This is a genomic window from Bradyrhizobium sp. 195 (genome assembly GCF_023101665.1).
In the GTDB taxonomy this organism is placed as follows: domain Bacteria; phylum Pseudomonadota; class Alphaproteobacteria; order Rhizobiales; family Xanthobacteraceae; genus Bradyrhizobium.
Map to the genome: position 1 here is coordinate 3,865,999 of NZ_CP082161.1, position 24,177 is coordinate 3,890,175.

A 24,177-nucleotide genomic window follows, 5' to 3' on the forward strand; every position below is an offset into this window, starting at 1 on the left:
ACCGGCTTCTCACATGGTGATGGAAACAACGAGCGCTGCCATCGACAAGATCCGCTGCGATGCATGTCCGGTGATGTGCTACATCAAGCCGGGTGCGGCGGGTGCCTGCGACCGCTACGCCAATCACGAGGGCAAGCTCGTCCGCGTCGATCCGCATGTGATCCTGGAGCGCACCGTCTCACATGGCGGCAAGCTGGTCCCGTTCAGCCGCACCGAAGATTGGGACGGCAAGATCGTCCACGAGCCCTCGACCTTCGTCACTGCGATCGGCGCGGGCACCACCTATCCCGATTACAAGCCGGCGCCCTTCATCGTCTCTGCTGAGGTCGACGGCGTCGACATGGTGACTGTCGTCACCGAGGGCATCTTCTCCTATTGCGGCATCAAGGTGAAGATCGACACCGACCGATATCTCGGCCCCGAAACCGCGACGGTGCGCGCGCAGGGCGAGGCGGTTGGCCATGTCACCACCAGCGAATACGGCTCGCAGATGCTCTCGCTCGGCGGCGTGCATCATCTGACCGGCGGCTCCAAGAAGGAGGGCCGCGTCACCTGCGACACGCTGATGGACCTTGCCAATTGCAAGGCGGTGGAGCTGACCATCGACGGTGGCGCGAGCGTGGTGGTGCAGGCCGGCCAGCCGCCGATCGTCAACGGCGTGAAAGAAGAGCGCATGCGCGTCGGCTGCGGCTCGGCGACGATCGGCATGTTCGCCAAGCAATGGCACGGCAAGGTCGACGAGGTCGTCGTGGTTGACGACCACATCACCGGCGTGCTGAGCGAACACCAGGCCGGGAAGCTGCTCGATATCGCCGACACCGGCATCAAGATGAAAGGCCGGCGCTCGACGCCCGGCCGCTATTTCCAGGTTGCCGATCCCGGCACGGGGTGGGGCGGCACCAACATCTCCGATCCGCTGGCGATCCTTGGGCCGTTCGATGCCAAGGAGGCCAAGGCCGGTCTGACCATGCTCATGGTTTCCACCACCGGCGAGCATTCGTCCTATTACGTGCTCGACGAGGCCCTGAAGCCGGTCGAGACCGAGATGCCTGCCGACTTGAAATTCTCCGTCGAGCGCATCCAGGAGAATTGCGAGCCGGCGCTATGCACGGTGCTGTTCATGGCCGGCGCTGGCGGCTCGCTGCGCGCGGGCGTGACCGACAACCCGGTGCGGCTGACGCGCTCGGTGAAGGACGCGCTGACGCGCGTCACCAGCGGCGGCGCGCCGGTCTATGTCTGGCCGGGCGGGGGTATCACCTACATGGTCGATGTCACGCAGATGCCGGCGGGCGCGTTCGGCTATGTGCCGACGCCGGCGCTGGTCGCGCCGATCGAGTTCACGATGAAGCTGTCGGACTACGCTGCGCTCGGCGGGCACATGGACTATGTGAAGCCGCTGTCCGAGGTGCAGGGGGGCGACGATGTCCGGCAATTGCCCTGGCAGAATCCAATTCCGGGACCCCGGGCATGACAAGGCTCCCGCAAATCGCATTGCTGTCTGATGGCCGGCGGCTGCATTTGCAGGATGGACCGATCGATCTGATCGTGGGGGCGAGGGGAGAGGCAGGAGAGGTGCGCGCGGCCTATGAGGCTGCGGCGCGGCGGTTCACGGGGCTGCTCGACGAGCTCTGCGCGGAGTTGCCGGAGCTGCGCGCTGCTGCCAGGGGGCGGACTGCGCTGAGGGGCGTTGCGGCGCGCCGTATGCACGCCGCGGTGGCGCCCTTTGCCGCTGATTGCTTCATCACGCCGATGGCCGCCGTTGCCGGCAGCGTGGCGGAGGAGATTCTCGGCGCAATGCTCGGCGCTGCGACGCTCAATCAGGCCTATGTCAACAATGGCGGCGACATCGCCCTTCATCTCGGCCGGAGCGAGCATTTTTCGATTGGCCTGATGGATCGGCCCGATCGTGATGGCGTGATGCGAGCTTTGCGGGTCGAGGCGGACGACCCGGTGCGGGGCGTCGCGACCAGCGGGCGCCATGGCCGCAGCTTTTCGCTCGGGATTGCCGACGCGGTGACGGTGCTGGCCGCAACGGCATCGCAAGCCGATGCGGCGGCGACGGTCATCGCCAATGCCGTTGATCTGCCGGGACATCCTGCCATCATCCGTCAGCCGGCCAGCGAGCTTCAGCCCGACAGCGATCTCGGTCCACGCCTCGTCACCCGCGACGTCGGCCCGTTGTCGCACGACGAGATCGCCACAGCACTCGAATCTGGCGCGGAATGTGCACGCCAATTGTTCGATCGCGGCTTGATCGAGGGTGCGGTGTTGCAGCTTTGTGGTGATATGCTTGTCATCGGACCGAAAGATATTGAACGGCAAGAAGCGCGCCCACGTAAGCTGGAGAACGCGGTTCATGCCTGAGCAGGGAAGAGCCTGAGGACACAATCATGAGCGCGATCATCCGCAAGATCGTCACCGTCGTCGAAGAGACGCAGATGGAGATGGGCCGGCAAGTTTCACCGCCGACGCGGCGAGCCGCGGCAATCGCCGTGATCGAAAATCCCTTCGCGGGGCAATATGTCGAAGACCTTTCGCCGCTAATCACGATCGGCGAGGAGCTGGGCGAGCTGCTGTCGAAGCGCGCGGTGGCGGCTCTCGGCATCGACGGTTCCAAGGCGCAGAGCTATGGCAAGGCCGCGGCTGTCGGCGAGAACGGCGAGCTGGAACATGCCGCTGCAATTCTTCACCCGAAGATGGGCGCGCCAGTACGCAAGGTGCTGACCAAGGGTGCCGCGCTGATTCCGTCGTCGAAGAAGCGCAGCGGGCCCGGCACCACGCTCGACATTCCCCTCGGTCACAAGGACGCAGCCTTCGTGCGTAGTCACTTCGATGGCATGGAAGTACAGATCAACGACGCGCCGCGCGCCAATGAGATCATGGTCGCGGTCGCTGTCACCGACAGCGGCCGGCCTTTGCCGCGCGTCGGCGGGCTGACGGTTGCGGAGATCAAAGGCGAAGACGGTCTAAGATAATTTTAACGGTGGAGGTTGGGATGCGAGCAAAGAACTATTTCGTCGGCGCGGCGTTTGCGCTGTTGGCGGGTGGCATGGCTCATTCGGCCATGGCGCAGGATATCAAGATCGGCGAGATCAACAGCTATTCGCTGCTGCCGGCCTTCACCGAGCCCTACCGCAAGGGATGGCAGCTCGCGGTCGAGGAGGTCAACGCGGCCGGCGGCATCAATGGTAAGAAGCTCGTCGTCATCTCCAAGGACGACGGCGGCAAGCCGGCGGATGCGCAGACCGCGGCCAACGAGCTCGTGTCGAGCGAGGGTGTTGCGATGTTGACGGGCACGTTCCTGTCGAACATCGGCCTCGCGGTCAGCGACTTCGCCAACCAGAAGAAGGTGTTCTTCCTCGCGGCCGAGCCGCTGACGGACGCCATCACCTGGTCCAAGGGCAACAAATACACATTCCGTCTGCGCCCCTCCAACTACATGCAGGCGGCGATGCTGGTGGAAGCGGCGAGCAAGCTGCCGGCCAAACGCTGGGCGACGATCGCGCCGAACTACGAATACGGCCAGTCCGCGGTCGCGGTGTTCAAGAAGCTGATGTCGGAGAAGCGCCCGGACATCCAGTGGGTCGACGAGCAATGGCCGCCGCAGGGCAAGATCGACGCAGGCCCGGTGGTGCAGGCCGTTGCCGCCGCCAACCCGGAAGCGATCCTCAACGTCACCTTCGGCGCCGACCTCGTCAAGCTCGTGCGCGAAGGCAACACCCGCGGCCTGTTCAAGGGGCGCGAGGTCGTCTCCTTCCTGACCGGCGAGCCCGAATATCTCGATCCGCTCAAGGACGAGACGCCCGAGGGCTGGATCGTCACCGGCTATCCCTGGTACTCAATCAAGACTCCCGAGCATGACGCGTTCCTGAAGGCCTACCAGGCCAAGTACAACGACTATCCGCGTCTCGGCTCGATCGTCGGCTATCAGACCATCAAGTCGGCGGCTGCGATCCTGGCGAAGGCCGGCTCGAGCGATCCGGAGAAGCTGATCGCCGCGGCAGAAGGCCTCTCCGTGCCGTCGCCGTTCGGCGAGATCACCTTCCGCAAGATCGATCACCAGTCGACACTCGGTGCCTTCGTCGGCAAGACCGCGCTGAAGGACGGCAAGGGCGTGATGGTGGACTCGTCCTACAAGAAGGGCGCGGACTATCTGCCTGGCGATGCCGAAGTCGAGAAGCTGCGGCCGAAGGATTGATTCTCCGCTGCCGTAGGGTGGGTTAGCCCGCGGCTGCGCGAAGCGCAGTCCGCTGGCGTAACCCACCCTACGAAGCCACGACGCCTTTCCCCGCAAGAGCGGGGAGAGCTGAAATTCAGACCCAACCCGGACCGCCGATGGCCTTTTATGTCGTACAGTTTCTGACCGGTCTCGCCAGCGCAGCGTCGCTGTTTCTGGTGGCCTCGGGCCTGTCGATCATCTTCGGCGTGACGCGGATCGTGAATTTCGCGCATGGCGCCTTCTACATGATCGGCGCCTACATCGCCTTCACGCTGACGGAGCGCCTGTCGGGTGCGCTCGGTTTCTGGGGCGCGATCGTGATGGCCGCGTTTGCCGTGGCCTTGATCGGCGTGCTCGTCGAGATGGTGCTGCTCCGGCGCATCTATCATGCGCCGGAGCTGTTCCAGCTGCTCGCAACCTTCGGCCTGACCCTGATGGTCGAGGATCTCGTCGTGCTGATCTGGGGGCCTGACGATCTCGTTGGTCGCCGCGCGCCGGGCTTCAAGGGCGCCATCGATTTCTTCGGCCAGAACATCCCGAGCTACGACCTGTTCCTGATCGTGCTCGGCCCGGTCGTGCTCGGCATTCTCTGGCTGCTGTTCCAGCGCACGCGGTGGGGCGTCTTGGTGCGCGCGGCGACGCAGGACCGCGATATGGTCGCAGCGCTCGGCGTCAACCAGAAATGGCTGTTCACGTCGGTGTTCGCGGTCGGGGTCTTCCTGGCCGCGCTCGGCGGTGCGCTCCAGATCCCGCGCGATGCCGTGCATCATGCCATGGATCTGCGGATCATCGTCGAGGTCTTCGTCGTGGTCGTGATCGGCGGCCTCGGCAGCATCGTCGGCGCCTTCGTCGCAGCCGTGCTGGTCTCCGAGCTCAACGCCTTCGGCATCCTGATCTTCCCGAAGATTTCCATCATCCTGGTCTTCCTGGTGATGGCCGTGGTGCTGATCGTGCGACCCTGGGGCCTGTTCGGCAAGCCGGAGGCGCCCGCGCGCAAGACGCCGGGTCTCACCGTCAATCCCTGGCGGCCGTTGACATCGAATGAGCGGCTCGCCGCGCTAGCGGCACTCCTGATCGCGGCGACGCTGCCGCTGTTCGCCGGCAATTATCTGCTCACCGTCGGCTCGGAGATCGCGATTTTCGTCATCTTCGCCGTCAGCCTGCACTTCCTGATGTCGGTCGGCGGGCTCGCGTCCTTCGGCCACGCCGCTTATTTCGGCCTCGGTGCTTATGGCGTCGCTTTCCTCGCCAAGATGGCGGGGCTGCCGATGATCGTCTGCCTGCTGCTCGGCCCGCTGCTCGGCTGCATGGGCGCCGCCGTGTTCGGCTTCTTCGCCGTGCAGCTCTCCGGCGTCTATTTCGCAATGCTGACGCTCGCTTTCGCGCAGATCGTCTGGTCGATCGCGTTCCAGTGGGTGAGTGTCACTGGCGGCGACAACGGCATTCTGGGCGTTTGGCCGGAAAAATGGGCGGCAAGCCCGTCGAACTTCTACTGGCTGGCGCTCGGCGTCGCCGCGCTGGTGACCGTCGCGCTGCGGGCCATGGTGTTCTCGCCGTTCGGCTATGCGCTCAGGGCCACGCGCGACTCGCTCCTGCGCACTGAAGCGATCGGCATCAACGCCAAGCGCATCCAATGGACCGCCTTCGTGATCGCCGGCACGACAGCCGGCATCGGCGGCGCGCTGTTCGCCTATCTCAAGGGCAGCGTCTTCCCTGACAATCTTGGCATCTCGCTGTCGGTCGATGCACTGGTCATGGTGCTGCTCGGCGGCGTCGAGACGGTGTCGGGCGCGGTGATCGGCGCCATCGTCTACAAGGCGCTGAACATCTGGCTGGTCAGTCAAACCGATCTGTCGAAGCTCGTGCTTGGCGGCTTCATCATGCTGATCGTCGTCGTCTTCCCCAAGGGCATCGTCGGCATGCTGGAGATGCTGGCGCAGCGTCGCAAGAAAGCATCGCCGCCCGGGTCCCCCTTGCTTGCCAAGCCGATCGAGTCCGCCGAATGAGCGATGCACCCCCACTTCTTGCGGTCGAAGGTCTGACCAAATCCTATGGCGGCATTCATGCCGTGCGCGGCGTGTCGTTCTCGCTGCGCGCCGGCGAGATCCTGGCGCTGATCGGCCCGAACGGCGCCGGCAAGAGCACCTGCTTCGACATGCTCAACGGCCAGAACAAGCCCGATACCGGCCATGTTCGCCTGCTCGGCGAAGACATTACGGCCAGGAAGCCGCGTGAGGTCTGGCGCCTTGGCGTCGGGCGAACCTTCCAGATCACCGCGACCTTTGCCACCATGACCGTGCGCGAGAACGTCCAGGTGGCGCTGATCTCGCACGGGAAGCAGCTGTTCAACCTCCTCGGCTCGGCACCGAACTTCGATCGCGGCGAGGCCGGCCGGCTGCTCGAGCTCGTCGGCATGGGCGGCTACGCGGATCGTCCGTGCGGCGAGCTCGCCTATGGCGACCTCAAGCGGCTCGAGCTTGCGGTGGCGCTCGCCAACCAGCCGAAGCTGCTCCTGATGGACGAGCCGACCGCGGGCATGGCGCCGCGCGAGCGGGTCGATCTGATGCGGCTGACCGCGCAGATCGCCCGCGAAAAGTCGATCGGGGTGCTCTTCACCGAGCACGACATGGATGTGGTGTTCGAGCACGCCGACCGGATCATCGTGCTCAATCGCGGCACGCTGATCGCCGAAGGCACGCCGGCCGAGGTGCGCGGCAATCCGCAGGTGCAGGCGGTCTATCTCGGCGAAGGCCTCGTCTATGATGCCCGCCACCGCGAGGGAGCCTCGGCATGAAGCTGACCGTCGAGGGGCTCAACAGTCATTACGGCCCGGCGCATATCCTGTTCGACATCGGCTTCGAGGTCGGCGAGGGCGAGGTGGTGGCGCTGCTCGGGCGCAACGGCGCCGGAAAGTCGACGACGTTCCGCTCGATCGTCGGCCTCGTCGCGCAACGAACCGGCCGCATCATGTTCGAGGGCAAGGACGTCTCGGCAAAACCGACCCATGAGATCGTCCGCGAGGGACTGGGCTATGTGCCGGAAGAGCGGCGCATCTTCACCGACCTGACGGTGGAGGAAAACCTTGAAGTCGGCCGCCAGCCGAAGCGTCCGAACGCTCCGCACTGGACCCGTGAAAAGCTGTTCACACTGTTTCCGAATCTGGGCGAGATGCGGGGCCGTCCGGGCGGCCGCATGAGCGGTGGCGAGCAGCAGATGCTCACCATCGCCCGCACACTGATGGGCAATCCGTCGCTGGTGCTGCTCGACGAGCCGTCGGAAGGCCTGTCGCCGAAGATCGTGGAACAGATGGTCGATGCCATCCTGACCATGAAGAAGGAGGGCGTCAGCATCGTCGTCTCCGAGCAGAATCTGCATTTCGCGCGGTTGATCTCCGATCGCGCCTACATCATCGAGCGCGGCCGCGTCTGCTTCGGCGGCACCATGGCCGAGCTCGACGCGCGTCCGGATATCCGCGACGCGCATCTATCGTTGTGACGGCAAAGGGAAGGGCTGCGAGCGGATGGCGAGAAGCGTCACGGCGAAGAAGAGCATCAAGCTGGCAAAGCCGCCTTACGTGCTCGACGAGCAGGTCGGCTTCATCCTGCGCCAGGTCTGGCAGCGTCACAGTTCGATCTTCGCCCGCGATATCGGCACCAATTTGACGCCGACGCAATGGGCGGCACTGTCGAAACTCGCCGAGACCGGGCCGTGCTCGCAGAACCAGCTCGGCCGGCTGACTGCGATGGACGTCGCCACCATCAAGGGCGTGATCGACCGCTTGACGGCGCGCGGCCTGACCGAGACCAGCCAGGATCCCGAGGACGGACGGCGCCTGCTGGTGAGCCTCACGCGTGCCGGTCAGCAGGTTGCGGAGAAGGTCGCGCCGAATGCGCTCGCCATCACCCGAGAGACCCTGGCGCCGCTCGACGCCAAGGAGCGCGAGACGCTGATGGCGCTGTTGAACAAGCTGCGGTGAGCGGCCACTCAGATGACTGCCGCGGGCGCTGCGGCGCTGCCCCTGTGGCCGAATGGCGCTATGTTTCTCCTTTCGGATGTTGCTCTGCGGTCACACATGTTTGGGTAGAGATCTGATAATAATCCGCTCAAATACGGAGCGGGGAATCATGAGGGGCCTACTAATCGGCGCGGCGCTGACGATGTCTTTGGTCGGCGCGGCCAAGGCGGCTGATTTGGGGAGGATGCCTGTGAAGGCGCCGGTAACGGCGACCCTCTACAATTGGACCGGCTTCTACGTTGGCGGCAATTTCGGATACGGCGTCGGCCACAATTCGAGCGAACCATTCCTGGGAGCCCCGCCAACTGATCGTGCGACACTCGCGCCCCGCGGCGTGCTGGCCGGCGTTCAGGGAGGTTATAATTGGCAGGTCAACAGTCTCGTCGTGGGCGTTGAGGCCGACTGGCAGTGGACCGATGAGCGCGATACCTACTGCTTCAGCTGCGCGGTTGCGATCGGCCGTGGGGTTGGCCAGGAGATTCCATGGTTTGGTACCCTGCGTGGTCGCGTCGGCTATGCCGCGGGGTCGGTGCTGTTTTACGCGACGGGCGGTGTCGCCTACGGCCAGATCAAACAGATTATCGATTGCTGTTTTGGAGCTCCAACGGCCATCGTAAACAACACGAAAACCGGTTGGGTCGCAGGCGGCGGGATTGAAGCTGCACTGGCAGGGAACTGGACCGCGAAAGCGGAGTACCTGTACACGGACTTCGGCAATGTTTCGAACGTCCAGCTTATCCCGGTCGCTTTTGGCGGACCGGCCACACAGGTGGCGTCGGGTGATGTACGGAATCATGTCGGACGCGTAGGTGTGAACTATCGCTTTGGAGGGCAGGGCTACGTCCCGTCAGGCGGAGGGGCGAGTGCGTCGGCTTACAACTGGACAGGTGTCTATCTCGGCGGAAATTTGGGCTATGGCGTCGGGCGCAATGCAACGACCCAGGCGTTCGCCGGCGTTCTCACGGACCGCCTTACCATCGGGCCTGACGGCGTGCTCGGTGGCGGCCAGATTGGTTACAATTGGCAATCGGGAGCCGCCGTGATCGGTCTGGAAGGTGACATCCAGGGGACCGACCAGCGCGACACTATCTGCCGGCTGTGTCAGCCCACGGCGGGTTTCTTGTATCAGAACTTCACCCAGGAAGTATCCTGGTTCGCCACGGTGCGTGGCCGACTTGGATACGCGTCGGGTCCAGCCTTGTTCTACGTCACAGGTGGCGCTGCTTTCGGTGAAATCAAAACCACAGTGAACCAGCAAAGTCCCCCGCTAAACGCCACCTCGCAGTTTACCAACAGGAAGGCCGGCTGGACCCTTGGTGGTGGCGTCGAGGCCGCACTCCTGGGCAATTGGAGCGTCAAGGCCGAGTATCTCTACCTGGATCTCGGCTCGATCTCACAGACCGTCATTGCTCCAGGCTTCACCGCTAGCACGTTGGTCAGCGATGTCCGAGATCATGTCGCCCGAGTTGGATTGAACTACAGGTTTGGTAGCAGTCCAGTGGTTGCCAAGTACTGAGCCCCGAGCAGTTTCGTGGGCGAGCGCTTAGCAATGCCAACCAGCATCAGGGCTGTGGATCACGGGCCTTGTGCTAATGGCTCGCAGTCACCCCGCGCCGTGCTCGATGCCAAAGCGCGTGAGATCGGCTCGCCTGCGAAGGCGAGGGCGAGAAGTTTCGCTCCAATCCCAGGATCTCGGTCGCTGCGGATGGCCGGCTGGTGATCGAGAACGGTCCGGTCGGACAGGCCAAGCGGCAATTCTATGTGCGTTGTGAAATCCCGAGGCGGCGCTGACCGGGTCGATCAGCTTTTTCCGGGCCATTTCGCCCGATAGCGGATCTCGCTTCCATCGCTGAGGCGCCGCCACGTTCCGAATTCCGGCGTATGGGGCGCTCTGGCCGACAATCCGATCGGGTAGATCCGGCTTGGCTGTCCCTCGATGTTCACGGCGAGTTGCCGGTGCGAGGTTCGAAAGGCGAGTTCGACTTCGCCCGTGATGACCGCTTGCTCGCCATCACGACGGAAGCCGGCTGGCGCCAGCTCGGCGGGCATGGTGTTGATGTCGGTTTGCAATTCGATGGCAATGGTTTGCGGTGAGGTCGGCGCTGCAATGCCAGGCGGAAGACGAACCTCAAACACGAGAAGGGGATTAGCCGCGTTAGGGTTGAGCCAGGGCGTTGCTGTCGCATATGCGTAAACAAGATAAGTGCCGGCAGCTGCGACGCAGAGGAGGGCGACGACGCCGAGCGACTTCAGGCTGTTGCGCGCGACGCCTCCATTGCTTGCGCTCTTGCCTGGACGCGATACCAGCCAGCTGGCGAGCACCGCGCCGCCGATCGCGCCGATCGGAGAGTACACGAACAGGGCCAACAGGCCCGATGTGATGGGGTCCGCCCGGTTGCCGAGATCGAGGAGAGAAAACAGCAGAAAGATCGCGACATAGCCCGCCACCGCACCGGCGACGCCGGCGGCAATCCGCGATGAACTCTTCATGTCTCCTCGACGCTCCAGCAACGCACGGCCCTTGCCGGGCTGTCCGCATTAGACGCAGCAGGCAGGAGACCAGTTCAACGTCTTCGAGCGGCCACAGCGCGCCGCCCCGGCCGCGTCACTTCGCCACGACCTCCGGCACCTTGCCGGCGGGCGGGGTGTTGCGGCTGCGCTGGGTGCGCACGATGCCGTCGATGATGGTCATGCCGATGCCCGGGAGATCGCCGAGCTGGACGCTCTCCAGGATGTTCTTGCCCGGCGAGTGCTGGGCCTTGTCCATGATGACGAAATCGGCGGAGCGGCCGACTTCGATCAGGCCGCAGTCGAGCTCGCGCATCCGCGCCGTGTTGCCGGTGGCGAGACAAAACGCGATCTCGGCCGGCAGATCGCCGAGCGAGGACAGCATCGAGACCATGCGCAAGATGCCGAGCGGCTGCACGCCGGAGCCGGCGGGCGCATCGGTGCCGAGGATGACCCGGTGAAGGTCGCCCATCTCGCGCGCGGTGCGCAGCGTGAACAGCGCCGAGCGTTCATTGCCGTTGTGCACGAGCTCGAGGCCACGCTTGCAGCCCTCGCAGATGCAGCGGATCTGGTCGTCCGGCAGCGCCGTGTGGCCGCCGTTGATGTGGCCGACGACGTCGGTGTCGGCCTCCAGCACCACGTCCTTGTCGATCAGGCCGGAGCCGGGGATCGAGGGGCCGCCGGTATGGATCGTGCTCCGGATGCCATATTTGCGCGCCCAGCCGACCATCTTTCGCGCGGTCGGGCCGTCCTTGACGCCGCCGAGGCCGACTTCGCCGAGCAGCTTGACGCCGGCGGCGGCGAGCTCCTTGAAATCTTCCTCGACCATCTCGCATTCGATCACCGGCGCGCCAGCGTGAACCTTCACGCCGCCAGGCCGCAGATTCCAGAATGCGCGCTGGGCGAAGATCGCCATTGCCTTGAGACCGACGACGTCGCGCGGGCGGCCGGGCATGTGTACTTCGCCGGCCGAGATCATCGTGGTGACGCCGCCATGTAAATTGCTGTCGATCCAGCCGATCTGGTTCTGCCGGGGCGTCCAGTCGCCCGCGACCGGGTGGACGTGGCTGTCGATCAGGCCGGGCGCGACCGTGGTGCCGTTCGCCTCGACGATAGTGGTCGCGCCTTCGGTGTTGAGGTCCTTGAAGCGGCCGATCGCGGTGATCTTGCCGTTCTCGGCGACAATGGTGTCGCCGTCCAGGATCGGCTTTTCCAGGGCGCCGGACAGGATCAGGCCGATATTCCGGACCACGAGCTTCGAAGGTCCGGTGGCCTGGGGTGCGTCATGCGCCATGGAAGGAGCTCCTTATTCCTAACTGCAACGCTTCCGATCTTGGGCAGCCTTGACCCCGGGAGCAAGCAGGATTATTCATTAGTACACGAATGATCGTGTACAAACGACGCATAGCTGCCCGCCTCGAAAACCGCAATTGACGCGACACGGATAGGTGAGATGAGCAATTTCAATCAGGAAAGCGTTTTGAGCGTCCACCACTGGACCGACACGCTGTTCTCCTTCAAGACCACCCGCAGCCCGACCTTCCGCTTCCGCAACGGCGAATTCACCATGATCGGGCTCAAGGTCGGCGAGAAGCCGCTGCTGCGGGCCTACAGCGTCGCCAGTGCCAATTACGAGGACACGCTCGAGTTCTTCTCGATCAAGGTGCCGGATGGCCCGCTGACCTCGCGGCTCCAGCATCTGAAGCAAGGCGACGAGATCATCGTCAGCCGCAAGGCGACCGGCACGCTGGTGATCGACAACCTCGAGGAGGGGCGCAACCTCTACCTCATCGGCACCGGCACGGGCCTGGCGCCGTTCCTGAGCGTGATCAAGGACCCCGAGACCTACGAGCGGTTCGAGAAGGTCGTGCTGCTGCACGGTTGCCGTCACGTCAAAGAGCTTGCCTATGGCGAGATGATCAACGAGACGCTGCCGAAGGACGAGCTGATCGGCGAGTACATCCGCGAGCAGCTCATCTACTATCCGACCGTGACGCGCGATCCCTTCCGCAACCGCGGCCGCATCACCGATCTCATCACCTCGGGCAAGCTGTTCGCCGACATCGGCCTGCCGGCCCTGGAAGCCGCCCACGACCGCGTTATGATCTGCGGCAGCCCGGCGCTGGTGGCGGATACCCGCGTGCTGCTGGGCGAGCGCGGCTTTATCGAGGGCAACCACGGCGAACCGGCCCAATTCGTCGTCGAAAAGGCCTTCGCCGAGCGCTAGGCGCGGAATCGTCTCGCAATAAGGCCGCATTTCCGCCACCGGGCGCCCGTTGCGGCGTCGATTCGGCACACGATACTATGTGGGAACGAATCAGCGGAGTTCCCACATGGTTGCGGACAGCGACAGCAACATCGCCTGGCACCGGGTCCAGTTGAAGAAGAACCGCGCCGAGTTGAAGGCGCTCGAGACTGCGCGCTTCACGATGGGCGAGATCGCGTCCTCGAAGCGGAACGGCCAGACCCAGAAGGCGATTGCGGAACTCAAGCGCAAGATCGCGCAGTCCGAGCGCGTGGTCGCTGATCACGACAAGCGCACGCGCAGACCACTCGGCACCGACCTGCAAAGCCTCAGCAATGGCAGCTGGAGCCATTGGGACGCCTACACGCAGCAGCAGCGCAAGACCGGCCAGCGCTCGCCGGGACGCGGATAGGCCGTCGTCTTCTCGCGCTAGTTCCGCCCCTTGTGCGCTGGCCCGCGTATACTATCTGGGCGCAACACCAGCAATCACTCCGGTGATCCCATGACAGTGCGCCTCGATTTCACCAGCGAGGCCTTCTTTCGCGATCCACCAAAGGCGATTGAGACACTGCGCAGGTCCGGCCCCGTGGTCGCGACACGATTTCCTCTCGTCGGCGACGTCTGGATCACCACGACCCATGACGCCACCGCGCAGGTTCTGAAGGACGGCGCGAGCTTCACGCTGCGCAAGGAGGACGGCGACGTCGCCGGTCTGCGCTGGTGGATGCCGAGATATGTCAGGACCATCGCCAATAACATGCTGACGATGGACGAGCCGGATCATACGAGGCTGCGCAGCATCGTGGACGAGGCCTTTCGTCGTCGCGCGATCGTCGCGATGGAGCCTCGCATACGGGCCATCGCCGACGGTCTCGCGGGCGAGCTGTTCGCGAATGAAGATCCTGCCGATCTCGTGCAGCGCTACGCGCGCATCCTGCCGCTCGCGGTGATCTCCGAGCTCCTGGGCCTGCCCTTGGCCGATCGTCAAAAATTCATCGCCTGGGCCAACGCGATGTCCTCGCTGACCAATGTCGTCAGTTTCTTCCGCCTGCTGTTCGCGTTCCGCAAGATGCGCGCCTATCTCGAACGGCAATTGCAGATCGCGCGTGCGCAGGGCGGCGAAGGCCTGATTGCCGAGCTGGTGCAGGTCGAGCGCGAGGGCGGCCAGATTACGCCGGATGAGATGGTCTCGATGGTGTTTCTGCTGCTTGCAGCCGGCTCCGAGACGACCACGCATCTCATCAGCGGTTCCGCCTATGAGCTCCTCAGAAGTCCCGGCCTGCGCGACTGGTTGGAGCAGGACTGGAGCCGCGTTGGGCTCGCGGTGGAGGAGTTCCTGCGCTTTGTTTCGCCGGTGCAATTCTCCAAGCCGCGCTATGTGCGGCGGGATGTCGTAGTCGAAGGCGTGCGCCTGAAGAAGGGCGATCGCGTCATGGTGATGCTCGCCGCAGCAAACATGGATCCGGCGATGCATGATCGTCCGGAAATCCTCGATCTCGAACGCAAGCCGAACCGTCATCTCTCGTTCGGAACAGGAATCCATTTCTGCCTCGGCCATCAGCTGGCGCGAATGGAGGCGGCCTGCGCGCTGGAGGCGCTGTTCGCGCGATGGCCGAAACTCGGCCTCGCCGTCGATCCAGCGCAGGTCCACTGGCGCAGGCGGCCGGGCCTTCGTGCCATCGCAAAGCTTCCCGTCACGCCAGAGGCTCACGGGACACGTACCGCGCCTGAAGGGATGATAGTTGATCGTTCCCTCGCGCGGGCGGACTGAGCTTTCTGCTTCGGCAAATCGTCGCTGATTGTGTTCCGCCAGGAACGGTGCGCAGCGCTTGCTGTTGTTCACCGGGACCGCGGGCGCGCCACCGAACAGGCTCCGTGCCCGAGGTTTCCAGATCTCACGGAGGTTGGATCATGACCAGCAGAATGCCGAATGTTCCGCCGGACAATCAGAGCCGGAAGGGAACTGGCGACCCCAAGCAAATGCCGTCTGATCAGGGCCCGCGCGGCCAACAGCGCGCGGAAAATCCGGACCAGCAGGGAGAGCAGGGCAACATCAAGCAGAACACGACCAATCAGGGATACCAGCAAGACCGCTGAGGAGGCGACATTCCATGTCGACATCCACCAAGACACCAAACAGCATTCGCCAGGGCGGCCCCGGCGCATCACATGAGAACGCGAAGGCGCCGTTGGAGGTGAAGAAGCCGCCTGCGGATGATTCACAGCGCAGCCACAGCCGCGTCTCGGGTGGCGGAGGCGAACACGACTCCCATCACGCGCACGATGAGGCCGGCAAGGGCGGAAGCAGGTGATGGAGATTTGGTGCAAGGCCCGCAACGGAAGCACTAACGAAGAACACTGTAAGAGGAGAAACCGATGCCAGGTGGGCACGGCAGCAAAACGCACTTCAGATCCGGCATGCATGGCAAAGGCGACGGCACCGGCGCATTGACCAACATACCCAAGGAGATGATCGGCGACAACATGGTGCTGTCCAACCGCGACAAGAAGCAGCATTCGGATATTCGCGGCATGGACGGCAAGTCCATCCAGACCGAGCAATATCAGGACCACGCAGCCAACCGGCTCGACGAGAAGCCGGAGGCTGACGAAACCTGAGAGCGTTCTCCGCTGAACTTGCGGACCGGTGTTCAGCCGGTCCGCTTTTTTGTCGGCGCGAGGTCGCGCTCCCAGCCGAATACGGAGCGACCGTCGAGATCTGGCGACGCCGCGCGCTCGCCGGCGATGTAGGCCTCGACCGACGGCCCGCGCGCCGTGCGTTCCAGCCGCCGCGCCTGGTCGTCGAGGCGCTTGATCGCCTGCATCTCCTCGTCACGTCCGAGCTTCGCGCTCTGGATTGCGCCCTTCAGCACGCGGATTGTTTCGTCATAGACCTTGATCGGGACGGGATAGGGATGCCGGTCCTTGCCGCCATGGGCGAGCGAGAAACGCGCGGGATCCTTGAAACGATAGGGCGCGCCGTGCACGACCTCGGCGACCATCGCCAGCGAGCGCACAGTGCGCGCGCCGACGCCCGGCGTCAGCAGCAGTTCCGGAAAATCGACCGGGCTGCGCTCGGCTGCGGCGGCCAGCGTGCCGTGCAGGCGGCGCGCGAACACGTCCTTGGGCCTGACATCGTGATGCGCCGGCATGATCAGGTGCGGCAGCATGGCCTGTGCCGGCTCGGGCACGGTCCCCATGAGCCGCTCGAATTCGGAGACGATGCGATCGGGGCCGAGATCCCCTAGGAGATCGAGCTGCGCGCTGCGCGAGATGTCGGCGCGATGGTCGGTGAGATTGACGATCTCCCCCTGTTGCGGCCCGTCAATCGCGCAATGCGGCGTATCGACGAAGCTCTTCAGGGCCTCGGAATGCCAGTGATAGCGTCGTGCCTGCCGCTTGTCGCCATTCATGCCCTGCTGCACCACCGTCCATTTGCCGTCGGCGGTAACGAAGAAGCCGTGGAGATAGAGGTCGAAGCCGTCCTGCACGGCCGCGCTGTCGACCTTCGCCACCAAGCGGCTGGCGCGGGTCAGCTTTGCGCCGTCGAATCCAACGCGGTCGCCGAGTTGCATCAACTCATCCGGCGTCTTGCGCGAATGCTGACCGCGGCCGCCGCAGACATAGATCCCGAGCTCGTCCTGGAGCGGCCCGAGCCCGCGCTTCAGTGCGCCGATCACGGAGGTCGTGATGCCCGAGGAGTGCCAGTCCATTCCCATGACGGCGCCGAATGACTGGAACCAGAACGGATGGGACAGCCGCTGGAGGAACGCATCGCGGCCATAATGATGCACAATCGCCTGCGTGACGATCGACCCCAGCGAGGCCATGCGGCTTGCCAGCCACGGCGGAACCCGTCCGGTGTGCAAGGGAAGATCGGCGCTGCCGCTACGTCGAGTCATGACTGCCCCAAACTAGTCCAGTTCGGCAACGGTTGCACCTGTGGAATGCTGCGTTGCACAGGGCGGGGGAGCGAAGCCGGCCGGGAGGCGTTGAGCCGGCTACGCGAATGCAAAGACGGGGACAGCAATGAATTGGCAGGCCCTCCTGGCCGACATCGACAGGATGTTCGGCTGGATACCGTCGTGGTTTGTCGGCCTCAGCCTGGTGCTCGGCGCGGTTCTGCTGGCCCTTGCCCTCCATCGGCTTGCGGCCTGGCTTCTCAATCGCGCCTTCGGAACTCGTCTGCCGCTCCTCAGCGTGTTCATCGAGCGCACGACGGGCCCAGCTCAGTTGGCGTTGTGTCTTGGCGCGGTCGCATTGGTGCTTCCGCTCGCGCCGCTCGACGACACGATCCGCACGCCGCTGATGCGGCTGTTCGTGGTGGCTGTCATCGCGCTGATCGGCTGGATCTCGATCCGGATCGTCGACATGAGTGCGGCGCGCTATCTGCAGAACTTTCGCGACGTCACCGAGAATTTCGTCGCCCGCAAGCACGTCACGCAGGTCCGCGTGTTCAAGCGCGTCACCGACACCATCATCGTCATCATCACGGTGTCGACCGCGCTGATGACGTTCGACTCGGTCCGGCAATACGGCGTCAGCCTGTTCGCCTCCGCCGGCGCCGCTGGTATCATCGTCGGTCTGGCCGCACGGCCGCTGCTCAGCAATCTGATTGCGGGCTTGCAGATCGCCATCACCCAGCCGATCCGCATCGAGGACGCGGTGATCATCGAGAACGAGTGGGGATGGGTCGAGGATATCACCGCGACCTATGTCGTGATCCGGCTGTGGGACTGGCGCCGCATGGTGGTGCCGCTGTCCTACTTCATCGAAAAACCGTTCCAGAACTGGACCCGCGACACCGCATCCTTGATCGGCGTGATCGCGCTTCACGTCGACTATCGTGCCGACGTCCCGCGCATTCGACGCTGGCTGGAAGAGGCAGTGAAGCAGTCCAAGCTCTGGGACGGTGCGGTGGTCAATCTCCAGGTGATTGACGCGGACTCGCGCACCATAGAGCTGCGGGCACTGGTCAGCGCGAGGAACGCGCCGCAGTCGTGGGACCTGCGCTGCGAGATCAGGGAGAAGCTCGTGGCCTTCATTCGTGACGAGATGCCGGAGGCGTTGCCGCGCGAGCGGGCGATCCTGATCCCGTCGGGCGGAGGCGATGATGCCGATTTCATGCGAGGCACTGCGCCGCCGGAGAAGATGCGCGCGCGTGCACATAGCTGACGCGGCTTGCTTCTGAACAGCCTCACTGCGCGCGGATGTTGGCAGCCTTCAGCACCGGCTCCCATTTGGTCGCCTCGGCGTGCATATAGGCGTCAAACTCCTTGGGCGTTGAGCCGACCGGCGTTGCGCCGATCTTGCCGAGCGTCGACAGCACATTCGCATCCTGCAGCGCCGCCTTGAGATCGGTCTCGAGCTTTGCCACGATCTCGGGCGGCATCTTTGCCGGGCCGAGGACGCCCCACCAGACCGAGACGTCATAGCCGGATATGCCGGCTTCCGCGATCGTCGGAACGTTGGGCAGCGCCTTGGAGCGCTCGGCCGAAGTCACCGCGAGCGCACGCACCGGGCCGCCTTCGAGCTGGCCGATCGCTTCGGCGAGCGGATTGATGCTAAGCGGGATCTCACCGGCGATCACGGCCGTCAGCGCGGGCGCGCCGCCCTTGTAGGGGATCGCGACGATCTTGGTGCCGGACATATGCTTCAACAGTTCGCCAGCCAGATGCGCCGAGGTGCCGTTGCCTGACATGCCGTAGGAGAGCTTGTCCGGCTCCTTCTTCGCAGCAGCCAGGAGATCGCCGAGTGTCTTGTAGGGACTGTCCTTGGCCACGACGATCGCGAGCGGTGAGGAAGCGACTTCGGTGATCGCGGTAAAGTCCTTGAATGTGTCGTAAGGCACGCTCGGATAGATGAACTGGTTGAGCGGATGACCGCTCGCGACCAGGATCAGCGTGTAACCATCAGGCGCGGCCTGCGTCAGCGCCTGCGAGGCGACGATGCCGCCGGCGCCGGGACGATTGTCGACCACCGGCTGCTGGCCCCAGGTTTTTGCGAGTGCCTGTCCCAGCGTGCGCGCGAGTACATCGACCGCGCCGCCGGCCGCGTAGGGGACCAGGATGTGGACCGGCTTGCTCGGATAATTGTCGGCGGCCTGCGCGCCGCCCGCCAGCAGCAGACCGGCGCTCAGCACCAAACCGCCAATTCTCTTGTTCAAACCCAGCATTTTTCCCAGCACTCCTTGCAGGCACTCGCATCCTTGCGACGGTCTCCAAACCGTCCTGGACACTGCCCATGGTTTTTGTTGACGAGACCTGATCTTTTGTACGATAGTACAAATGACATGGTACGCAAGCCCACCAGCAAGGAATCGGCCCGCAAGCCGAACATGCGCGAGGCGATCCTCGCCGCGGCCGAGGAGCTGTTCGCCATCAACGGCTTCAATGCCGTCTCGGTGCGCGACATCGCGGTGGCCGCCGGGGCCAATCCCGGCAGCGTGACCTACCATTTCAAGACCAAGGACGGTCTGCTGCTGGAGATCTACCGGCGCCATTGCGGTCCGATGAACCTGCGCCGTTCCGAACTGCTCGCGGCCGCAAGGCGCGTGCGCGATCTCCAGGACCGCCTGGAGGCGATCGTGCGCGCCTATGTGGTGCCGGCCTTCACCTCCGGCAGCGATCTCGCCGGCGGCGGGGCGCGCTTCACGCGGCTGCGCGCCGTGATGTCGGCCGAAGGCAACGAGGTCGCGCGAAAAATCATCGCGCAGACCTTCGACGACACCAGCCACGCCTTCATCGATGCGATCCACGAGAGCCTGCCGCATATCCCCCGCACCGATATCGTCTGGCGCAGCCACTTCCTGCTCGGCGCACTCTATTATTCACTGGTGACGCCGGACCGCGTCTCGCGCCTGTCGCGCGGTGCGGCCGACGGCAGTGATCCCGCCAACGCCATCGAGCAATTGGTGCAGGCCACCGTTGCCGCGTTCCAGGCGCCGGCTCTGGATCAGGCCGCGCCGGCGCCGCGGCGGCCGGTCGTCAGCAGCAAGACTTGAACGAGCGTCTCGCTTCGGCGGTTCACCTGATGACGATGATGTACACTCCGACCATTCCGCCGCCCGACCCGAATACGCGCGCGCCGAAGTTCAAGCTGCCGAAGCTGTCGTGTGATGCGCATTGTCACATCTTCGGTCCCGGCGCGAAGTACCCTTATGCGCCCGGTCGCTCCTACACACCACCGGATGCGCCGCTGGAGGATTTCCGCACGCTGCATGCCAGGCTTGGCGTCGAGCGTGCCGTCATCGTCAATGCCAGCGTGCACGGCACCGACAACACGGTGGCCCTCGATGCCATTGCGCAGAGCAATGGCGCCTATCGGGCGGTTGCCAATATCGACGACACCATCACCGAACGCGGGCTTCGCGTGCTGCACGAGGGCGGCTTTCGCGGCTGCCGCTTCAATTTCGTCCGCCATCTCGGCGGCGTGCCCGACAAGGGTGTGTTCGATCGCGTCATCGCCATGGTCGCGCCGCTCGGCTGGCACATCGACCTGCATTTCGACGCGATCGACCTGCCTGACTATACCGACATGCTGGCGAAGCTGCCGCTGAGCTACACCATCGACCATATGGGACGGGTGAAGGCGTCCGACGGGCTCGACCAGCTCCCGTTCGAGATCCTGATCGAGCTGATGCAGCGCGACGAGAAATGCTGGGTCAAGATCTGCGGCTCGGAGCGGGTGTCCTCGAGCGGTCCGCCGTTCACGGATGCGGTGCCGTTCGCACGAAAAATCGTCGAGACCGCTGCCGACCGCGTCATCTGGGGCACGGACTGGCCGCATCCCAACGTCAAGGTGATGCCGAACGACGGCGATCTCGTCGACCTCATTCCGCTGTTCGCGCCGGAGCCGGAGTTGCAGCAGAAGATCTTGGTCGACAATCCCGCGCGCTTGTTCGGGTTCGACCGATGACGTTGCTGAAGACCGACAAGCTGCGCGGGATGCATACGAACGAAAGGAGTGTCCCATGAAAACAGGTCTCGTGATCACCGCCCACCCCGGCGATTTCGTCTGGCGCGCCGGGGGCGCCATCGCGCTGCATGCGAAGAAGGGCTATCGCATGAAGATCGTCTGCATGTCCTTCGGCGAGCGCGGCGAAAGCCAGTTCGCCTGGAAGGAGAAGGGCGCGACGCTGGAATCGGTCAAGGCCGGGCGCAAGGACGAGGCGGAGCGGGCGGCGAAGCTTTTGGGCGCCGAGATCGAATTCTTCGACTGCGGCGATTATCCGCTGAAGCTCACTGAAGCGCATTTCGACCGCATGGTCGACATCTACCGCGAGCTCAACCCGAGCTTCGTGCTGACGCATGCGCTCGAAGACCCCTATAATTTCGACCATCCTAATGCGGCGCATTTCGCGCAGGAGACGCGTGTGGTCGCGCAGGCGATGGGCCACAAGCCCGGCGCGCAGTATAAATATTCGGCGCCGCCGGTGTTCCTGTTCGAGCCGCACCAGCCCGAGCAGTGCAATTACAAGCCCGACCTGCTCCTCAAGATCGACGAGGTCTGGAAGGAGAAATACGAGGCGTTCCAGATCCTGGCCGCGCAGAAACATCTCTGGGGCTATTACGAGCGCGTCGCGCTGAATCGCGGCATTCAGGGCAGCCGCAACACCGGCGTGCCCATGACCTATGGCGAAGCCTATCAGCGCCTGTTTCCGACCGTCGCGGAGGAGCTGGCATGAAGCCGGTCGTCGTTCGTAACATCAAGCGTGCTGACCGGCCGGCATGGCGGAATACGGCGTCTCGACCGTGCACGAGGCCTATGGGCGCGTCGGCCTGATGAAGCCTTACTTGCGACCGGTCTGGTCGGGCGCGGCAATTGCGGGGCCTGCCGTCACCGTGCTGGCGCAGCCCGGCGACAATTGGATGATCCATGTCGCGGTCGAGCAATGCAGGAAGGGGGACATCCTCGTCGTGGGCTGCACCACCGACAATACCGACGGCATGTTCGGCGAGCTGCTGGCGACTTCGCTCCAGGCGAGGGGCGTGCAGGGCCTGATCATCGACGCAGGCTGCCGCGACGTCAAAGCGCTGCACGAGATGAAGTTTCCGGTATGGTCGCGCGCGGTCTCGGCCAAGGGCACGGTCAAGGCGACGCTCGGCTCGGTCAACATTCCCGTGGTCTGCGCCGGCGTTAGCGTCGATCCCGGCGACGTCGTCGTGGCCGACGACGATGGCGTCGTCGTGGTGCCGAAGCGGTATGCCGCCGAAGTAGCTGAGAAGGCGAAGAAGCGCAACGCGGACGAAGGCGGCAAGCGCACGCGGCTCGCCTCGGGCGAGCTCGGCCTCGACATGTACAGCATGCGGGAAGCGCTGGCGAAGGCGGGTCTCGTCTACGTCGATAACCCCGAGGACGTCTGAGAGCGACGAGAGGCGGAGCGAGTAGATGGATCGTCTCAAGCTGAAGGCCGTGCTCGGCAGTCACCCCCACGTCCAGGCGGTGAAGAATGGAGAGCTCCGCCCCGAGCTCTTCGATCTCGACTTCATCGAGTACACGCCGACCAACACCGCGTTCAAGCCGATGGTGCGGGAGCAGGCCTTCGACGTCTGCGAGATGGCGATCGTCACCTTTCTGATGGCGAAGGCGCATGGCAAGCCGCTTGTGCTCCTGCCGGCGACCATGCTCGGCCGTTTCCAGCATTCCTACGCGCTCTACAATCCCGCGCGGGGACCGCTCGGACCGTCCGATCTCGAAGGCAAGCGCGTCGGCATCCGCTCGTTCACGACCACGACCGGCGCCTGGATCAGGGGGATCCTCGCCAACGACTATGGCGTGAACCTCGACAAGATCCGCTGGATCACCTTCGAGGATCCGCACGTCGCCGAATATGTCGACACCACCGAGCGTGCCCCGAAGGACAAGAAGATCCTGCAGATGCTGCTCGACGGCGAGCTCGACGCGGTCCTCGGCGAGGCCTCGAACGATCCGAAGCTAAAGCCCTTATTTTCCGATCCCGCTGCAGAAGCTGCCAAATGGTATGCCCGGCGCAGCGTCGTGCCGGTCAACCATCTCGTGGTCGTGACTGAGCAGCTCGCGAAATCGCGCCCCGACGTGGTCGCAGGCATCTATGATCTTCTCAAGCGCAATAAAGAGCGGATGGGGCCCGCAGCCTCGCCGGATCTCCTCCCGTTCGGAGTAGAGGCGAACAGGAAGCCGCTCGAGCTGATTGTCGGCTACGCATTCCAGCAGGCGCTGATCCCGCGCCGCTATGCGGTCGAGGAGCTGTTCGACGCGACAACGCGAGGATTGGACTGATGGCGGATCCGAAGCGATGGCGGATCGGGCTGGTCGGGTATGGTGAGGTCGGCAGGATTTTGGCCGAGGATTTGCGCCAGCAGGACATCAAACTCGCTGCCTATGATATCAAGCTCGGTGGCGAGCAGGGGGCACCGCTGAAAGAGCATGCGGCGAAATTCGGGGTGACGCTCGCAATCTCTCATACCGAGTTGGCCGCGAAATGCGATTTGATTATCTCCGCGGTCACCGCCAGCCAGGCTGTGCCGGTGGCGAAGGCCTGTGCGGCTGCGATCAACCAGGGCACCTGGTTCCTCGATTTCAACTCGGCCTCTCCAGGCGCCAAGCAGCGCGCGGCGGCACTGATCGATGGCGCTGCCGGCCGGTATGTCGAGGGCGCGGTGATGACCTCGGTGCCGCCTTATCGCATCAAGGTGCCGCTGCTGCTCGGCGGTCCCGGCGCGAGGGAGATCGAGCCGCTTCTGAACGCGATCGGCTTTGCCGCGAAGGTTACGAGCGACAAGCTCGGCGTGGCTTCGGCAGTGAAGATGTGCCGCAGCATCATGATCAAGGGCCTCGAGGCCATGGTCATCGAGAGCTTTACGACCGCGCGCGCCTATGGGGTCGAGGATGCGGTGCTGGCCTCGCTCGCGGAGACGTTTCCCGCCATCAATTGGGAGACGCAGGGCGCCTATTTCTTCCAGCGTGTGATCGAGCACGGCCGCCGACGTGCCGAAGAAGTGCGTGAGGTCGCCGAGACCGTGCGCGAGGCAGGGCTGACGCCATGGTCTGCGGAGGGCACCGCCGAGCGTCAGGCGTGGGTCGCCGATCTCGCCGATGAAGGGCTGTTTGGCCCCAGGGGCGCCAGGGAGTTCGCTCGCAGCGCCGATTGGCGTACCGAGGCAGATCGGATACTGGCGAAGATCAAGCGTTGACGCCGAACGCGTGCGT

Annotated in this window: 25 protein-coding genes and 1 pseudogene; 22 read left to right on the forward strand and 4 right to left on the reverse strand. The window is 64.3% G+C overall.

Annotated features, from left to right (window positions below):
* Window positions 1–13 precede the first annotated feature (13 nt).
* The 9 genes from IVB26_RS17645 to IVB26_RS17685 all read left to right on the forward strand — a co-directional run bounded on the left by IVB26_RS17645 (window position 14) and on the right by IVB26_RS17685 (window position 9,750).
* On the forward strand, window positions 14–1,471 hold the full coding sequence (locus IVB26_RS17645) for a 6-hydroxynicotinate reductase (RefSeq protein WP_247972809.1): 1,458 nt from the start codon (window positions 14–16) through the stop codon (window positions 1,469–1,471).
* Window positions 1,468–2,364: a UPF0280 family protein gene (locus tag IVB26_RS17650; protein ID WP_247972810.1), complete on the forward strand. Its 897-nt coding sequence runs from the start codon at window positions 1,468–1,470 to the stop codon at window positions 2,362–2,364. The genes IVB26_RS17645 and IVB26_RS17650 overlap by 4 nt, the downstream gene beginning before the upstream one ends.
* A gap of 26 nt (window positions 2,365–2,390) precedes the next feature.
* A complete protein-coding gene (locus tag IVB26_RS17655; protein WP_247972811.1) occupies window positions 2,391–2,975 on the forward strand; it encodes an amino acid synthesis family protein in 585 nt (194 codons plus the stop codon).
* Between the two features lie 20 nt (window positions 2,976–2,995).
* Window positions 2,996–4,198 carry an ABC transporter substrate-binding protein gene (locus tag IVB26_RS17660; protein ID WP_247312754.1) on the forward strand — a complete coding sequence of 401 codons (1,203 nt, stop codon included), beginning with the start codon at window positions 2,996–2,998 and terminating at the stop codon, window positions 4,196–4,198.
* Window positions 4,199–4,335: 137 nt separating this feature from the next.
* Window positions 4,336–6,225, forward strand: a complete 1,890-nt coding sequence (locus IVB26_RS17665) for an ABC transporter permease (protein ID WP_247972812.1) — start codon at window positions 4,336–4,338, stop codon at window positions 6,223–6,225.
* On the forward strand, window positions 6,222–7,013 hold the full coding sequence (locus IVB26_RS17670; RefSeq protein WP_247972813.1) for an ABC transporter ATP-binding protein: 792 nt from the start codon (window positions 6,222–6,224) through the stop codon (window positions 7,011–7,013). Before IVB26_RS17665 ends, IVB26_RS17670 begins: the two co-directional genes overlap by 4 nt.
* Window positions 7,010–7,714, forward strand: a complete 705-nt coding sequence (locus tag IVB26_RS17675) for an ABC transporter ATP-binding protein (RefSeq protein WP_247972814.1) — start codon at window positions 7,010–7,012, stop codon at window positions 7,712–7,714. The genes IVB26_RS17670 and IVB26_RS17675 overlap by 4 nt, the downstream gene beginning before the upstream one ends.
* Window positions 7,715–7,739: 25 nt before the next feature.
* Window positions 7,740–8,195: a MarR family winged helix-turn-helix transcriptional regulator gene (locus tag IVB26_RS17680; RefSeq protein ID WP_247972815.1), complete on the forward strand. Its 456-nt coding sequence runs from the start codon at window positions 7,740–7,742 to the stop codon at window positions 8,193–8,195.
* Between the two features lie 181 nt (window positions 8,196–8,376).
* Window positions 8,377–9,750: an outer membrane protein gene (locus tag IVB26_RS17685; RefSeq protein WP_247972816.1), complete on the forward strand. Its 1,374-nt coding sequence runs from the start codon at window positions 8,377–8,379 to the stop codon at window positions 9,748–9,750.
* Window positions 9,751–10,034: 284 nt separating this feature from the next.
* On the opposite strand, the gene IVB26_RS17690 is transcribed toward IVB26_RS17685, so the two are convergent.
* Both IVB26_RS17690 and IVB26_RS17695 read right to left on the reverse strand, forming a co-directional pair.
* Window positions 10,035–10,682, reverse strand: coding sequence for a hypothetical protein (locus tag IVB26_RS17690; RefSeq protein WP_247972817.1), 648 nt, complete (start codon window positions 10,680–10,682; stop codon window positions 10,035–10,037).
* Between the two features lie 157 nt (window positions 10,683–10,839).
* Window positions 10,840–12,036 (reverse strand): amidohydrolase family protein, encoded by a 1,197-nt coding sequence (locus IVB26_RS17695; RefSeq protein ID WP_247972818.1) that lies wholly within the window; start codon window positions 12,034–12,036, stop codon window positions 10,840–10,842.
* A 159-nt stretch (window positions 12,037–12,195) separates the two neighbouring features.
* Here IVB26_RS17695 and IVB26_RS17700 point away from each other — a divergent pair, with 159 nt between their 5' ends.
* The 6 genes from IVB26_RS17700 to IVB26_RS17725 all read left to right on the forward strand — a co-directional run bounded on the left by IVB26_RS17700 (window position 12,196) and on the right by IVB26_RS17725 (window position 15,606).
* Entirely contained in the window at window positions 12,196–12,969 is a 774-nt protein-coding gene (locus IVB26_RS17700) for a ferredoxin--NADP reductase (RefSeq protein WP_247972819.1), read from the forward strand.
* 106 nt (window positions 12,970–13,075) lie between these two features.
* Window positions 13,076–13,399, forward strand: a complete 324-nt coding sequence (locus IVB26_RS17705; protein ID WP_247972820.1) for a hypothetical protein — start codon at window positions 13,076–13,078, stop codon at window positions 13,397–13,399.
* A gap of 90 nt (window positions 13,400–13,489) precedes the next feature.
* A complete protein-coding gene (locus tag IVB26_RS17710) occupies window positions 13,490–14,758 on the forward strand; it encodes a cytochrome P450 (RefSeq protein ID WP_247972821.1) in 1,269 nt (422 codons plus the stop codon).
* A 140-nt stretch (window positions 14,759–14,898) separates the two neighbouring features.
* Complete coding sequence (locus tag IVB26_RS17715) at window positions 14,899–15,084, forward strand: hypothetical protein (RefSeq protein WP_247972822.1); 186 nt, start codon at window positions 14,899–14,901, stop codon at window positions 15,082–15,084.
* Between the two features lie 14 nt (window positions 15,085–15,098).
* Entirely contained in the window at window positions 15,099–15,299 is a 201-nt protein-coding gene (locus tag IVB26_RS17720; RefSeq protein WP_247972823.1) for a hypothetical protein, read from the forward strand.
* A gap of 64 nt (window positions 15,300–15,363) precedes the next feature.
* Window positions 15,364–15,606, forward strand: coding sequence for a hypothetical protein (locus tag IVB26_RS17725; protein ID WP_247972824.1), 243 nt, complete (start codon window positions 15,364–15,366; stop codon window positions 15,604–15,606).
* 32 nt (window positions 15,607–15,638) lie between these two features.
* Here IVB26_RS17725 and IVB26_RS17730 read toward each other — a convergent pair whose 3' ends face one another.
* Complete coding sequence (locus IVB26_RS17730) at window positions 15,639–16,889, reverse strand: DUF763 domain-containing protein (protein WP_247972825.1); 1,251 nt, start codon at window positions 16,887–16,889, stop codon at window positions 15,639–15,641.
* Window positions 16,890–17,016: 127 nt separating this feature from the next.
* On the opposite strand from IVB26_RS17730, the gene IVB26_RS17735 reads away from it, so the two are divergent.
* Entirely contained in the window at window positions 17,017–18,162 is a 1,146-nt protein-coding gene (locus IVB26_RS17735) for a mechanosensitive ion channel family protein (protein WP_247972826.1), read from the forward strand.
* Window positions 18,163–18,184: 22 nt separating this feature from the next.
* Here IVB26_RS17735 and IVB26_RS17740 read toward each other — a convergent pair whose 3' ends face one another.
* Window positions 18,185–19,162 carry a tripartite tricarboxylate transporter substrate binding protein gene (locus IVB26_RS17740; RefSeq protein WP_247972827.1) on the reverse strand — a complete coding sequence of 326 codons (978 nt, stop codon included), beginning with the start codon at window positions 19,160–19,162 and terminating at the stop codon, window positions 18,185–18,187.
* A 117-nt stretch (window positions 19,163–19,279) separates the two neighbouring features.
* Between IVB26_RS17740 and IVB26_RS17745 the strand changes: the two genes are divergently transcribed.
* The 6 genes and pseudogenes from IVB26_RS17745 to IVB26_RS17770 all read left to right on the forward strand — a co-directional run bounded on the left by IVB26_RS17745 (window position 19,280) and on the right by IVB26_RS17770 (window position 24,161).
* Complete coding sequence (locus tag IVB26_RS17745) at window positions 19,280–19,990, forward strand: TetR/AcrR family transcriptional regulator (protein ID WP_247972828.1); 711 nt, start codon at window positions 19,280–19,282, stop codon at window positions 19,988–19,990.
* A gap of 29 nt (window positions 19,991–20,019) precedes the next feature.
* Entirely contained in the window at window positions 20,020–20,904 is an 885-nt protein-coding gene (locus IVB26_RS17750) for an amidohydrolase family protein (RefSeq protein WP_247973197.1), read from the forward strand.
* Between the two features lie 55 nt (window positions 20,905–20,959).
* Window positions 20,960–21,673, forward strand: a complete 714-nt coding sequence (locus tag IVB26_RS17755; RefSeq protein ID WP_027517331.1) for a PIG-L deacetylase family protein — start codon at window positions 20,960–20,962, stop codon at window positions 21,671–21,673.
* Window positions 21,670–22,352 (forward strand): annotated as a pseudogene (locus IVB26_RS17760) (4-carboxy-4-hydroxy-2-oxoadipate aldolase/oxaloacetate decarboxylase). Before IVB26_RS17755 ends, IVB26_RS17760 begins: the two are co-directional and overlap by 4 nt.
* 25 nt (window positions 22,353–22,377) lie before the next feature.
* Entirely contained in the window at window positions 22,378–23,247 is an 870-nt protein-coding gene (locus tag IVB26_RS17765; RefSeq protein WP_247972829.1) for a substrate-binding domain-containing protein, read from the forward strand.
* The gene (locus IVB26_RS17770) at window positions 23,244–24,161 is read left to right on the forward strand and encodes a DUF1932 domain-containing protein (protein ID WP_247973198.1); all 918 of its coding nucleotides are present in this window, start codon (window positions 23,244–23,246) and stop codon (window positions 24,159–24,161) included. The genes IVB26_RS17765 and IVB26_RS17770 overlap by 4 nt, the downstream gene beginning before the upstream one ends.
* The last annotated feature ends 16 nt before the right edge of the window (window positions 24,162–24,177 follow it).

Excerpts from the sequence above, each read along its gene's own strand:
- IVB26_RS17645 (WP_247972809.1), top strand. The coding sequence starts at position 14 with ATGGTGATGGAAACAACGAGCGCTGCCATCGACAAGATCCGCTGCGAT.
- IVB26_RS17650 (WP_247972810.1), top strand. The coding sequence starts at position 1,468 with ATGACAAGGCTCCCGCAAATCGCATTGCTGTCTGATGGCCGGCGGCTG.
- IVB26_RS17655 (WP_247972811.1), top strand. The coding sequence starts at position 2,391 with ATGAGCGCGATCATCCGCAAGATCGTCACCGTCGTCGAAGAGACGCAG.
- IVB26_RS17660 (WP_247312754.1), top strand. The coding sequence starts at position 2,996 with ATGCGAGCAAAGAACTATTTCGTCGGCGCGGCGTTTGCGCTGTTGGCG.
- IVB26_RS17665 (WP_247972812.1), top strand. The coding sequence starts at position 4,336 with ATGGCCTTTTATGTCGTACAGTTTCTGACCGGTCTCGCCAGCGCAGCG.
- IVB26_RS17670 (WP_247972813.1), top strand. The coding sequence starts at position 6,222 with ATGAGCGATGCACCCCCACTTCTTGCGGTCGAAGGTCTGACCAAATCC.
- IVB26_RS17675 (WP_247972814.1), top strand. The coding sequence starts at position 7,010 with ATGAAGCTGACCGTCGAGGGGCTCAACAGTCATTACGGCCCGGCGCAT.
- IVB26_RS17680 (WP_247972815.1), top strand. The coding sequence starts at position 7,740 with ATGGCGAGAAGCGTCACGGCGAAGAAGAGCATCAAGCTGGCAAAGCCG.
- IVB26_RS17685 (WP_247972816.1), top strand. The coding sequence starts at position 8,377 with ATGTCTTTGGTCGGCGCGGCCAAGGCGGCTGATTTGGGGAGGATGCCT.
- IVB26_RS17695 (WP_247972818.1), bottom strand. The coding sequence starts at position 12,036 with ATGGCGCATGACGCACCCCAGGCCACCGGACCTTCGAAGCTCGTGGTC.
- IVB26_RS17700 (WP_247972819.1), top strand. The coding sequence starts at position 12,196 with ATGAGCAATTTCAATCAGGAAAGCGTTTTGAGCGTCCACCACTGGACC.
- IVB26_RS17705 (WP_247972820.1), top strand. The coding sequence starts at position 13,076 with ATGGTTGCGGACAGCGACAGCAACATCGCCTGGCACCGGGTCCAGTTG.
- IVB26_RS17710 (WP_247972821.1), top strand. The coding sequence starts at position 13,490 with ATGACAGTGCGCCTCGATTTCACCAGCGAGGCCTTCTTTCGCGATCCA.
- IVB26_RS17715 (WP_247972822.1), top strand. The coding sequence starts at position 14,899 with ATGACCAGCAGAATGCCGAATGTTCCGCCGGACAATCAGAGCCGGAAG.
- IVB26_RS17720 (WP_247972823.1), top strand. The coding sequence starts at position 15,099 with ATGTCGACATCCACCAAGACACCAAACAGCATTCGCCAGGGCGGCCCC.
- IVB26_RS17725 (WP_247972824.1), top strand. The coding sequence starts at position 15,364 with ATGCCAGGTGGGCACGGCAGCAAAACGCACTTCAGATCCGGCATGCAT.
- IVB26_RS17730 (WP_247972825.1), bottom strand. The coding sequence starts at position 16,889 with ATGACTCGACGTAGCGGCAGCGCCGATCTTCCCTTGCACACCGGACGG.
- IVB26_RS17735 (WP_247972826.1), top strand. The coding sequence starts at position 17,017 with ATGAATTGGCAGGCCCTCCTGGCCGACATCGACAGGATGTTCGGCTGG.
- IVB26_RS17740 (WP_247972827.1), bottom strand. The coding sequence starts at position 19,162 with ATGCTGGGTTTGAACAAGAGAATTGGCGGTTTGGTGCTGAGCGCCGGT.
- IVB26_RS17745 (WP_247972828.1), top strand. The coding sequence starts at position 19,280 with ATGGTACGCAAGCCCACCAGCAAGGAATCGGCCCGCAAGCCGAACATG.
- IVB26_RS17750 (WP_247973197.1), top strand. The coding sequence starts at position 20,020 with ATGACGATGATGTACACTCCGACCATTCCGCCGCCCGACCCGAATACG.
- IVB26_RS17755 (WP_027517331.1), top strand. The coding sequence starts at position 20,960 with ATGAAAACAGGTCTCGTGATCACCGCCCACCCCGGCGATTTCGTCTGG.
- IVB26_RS17765 (WP_247972829.1), top strand. The coding sequence starts at position 22,378 with ATGGATCGTCTCAAGCTGAAGGCCGTGCTCGGCAGTCACCCCCACGTC.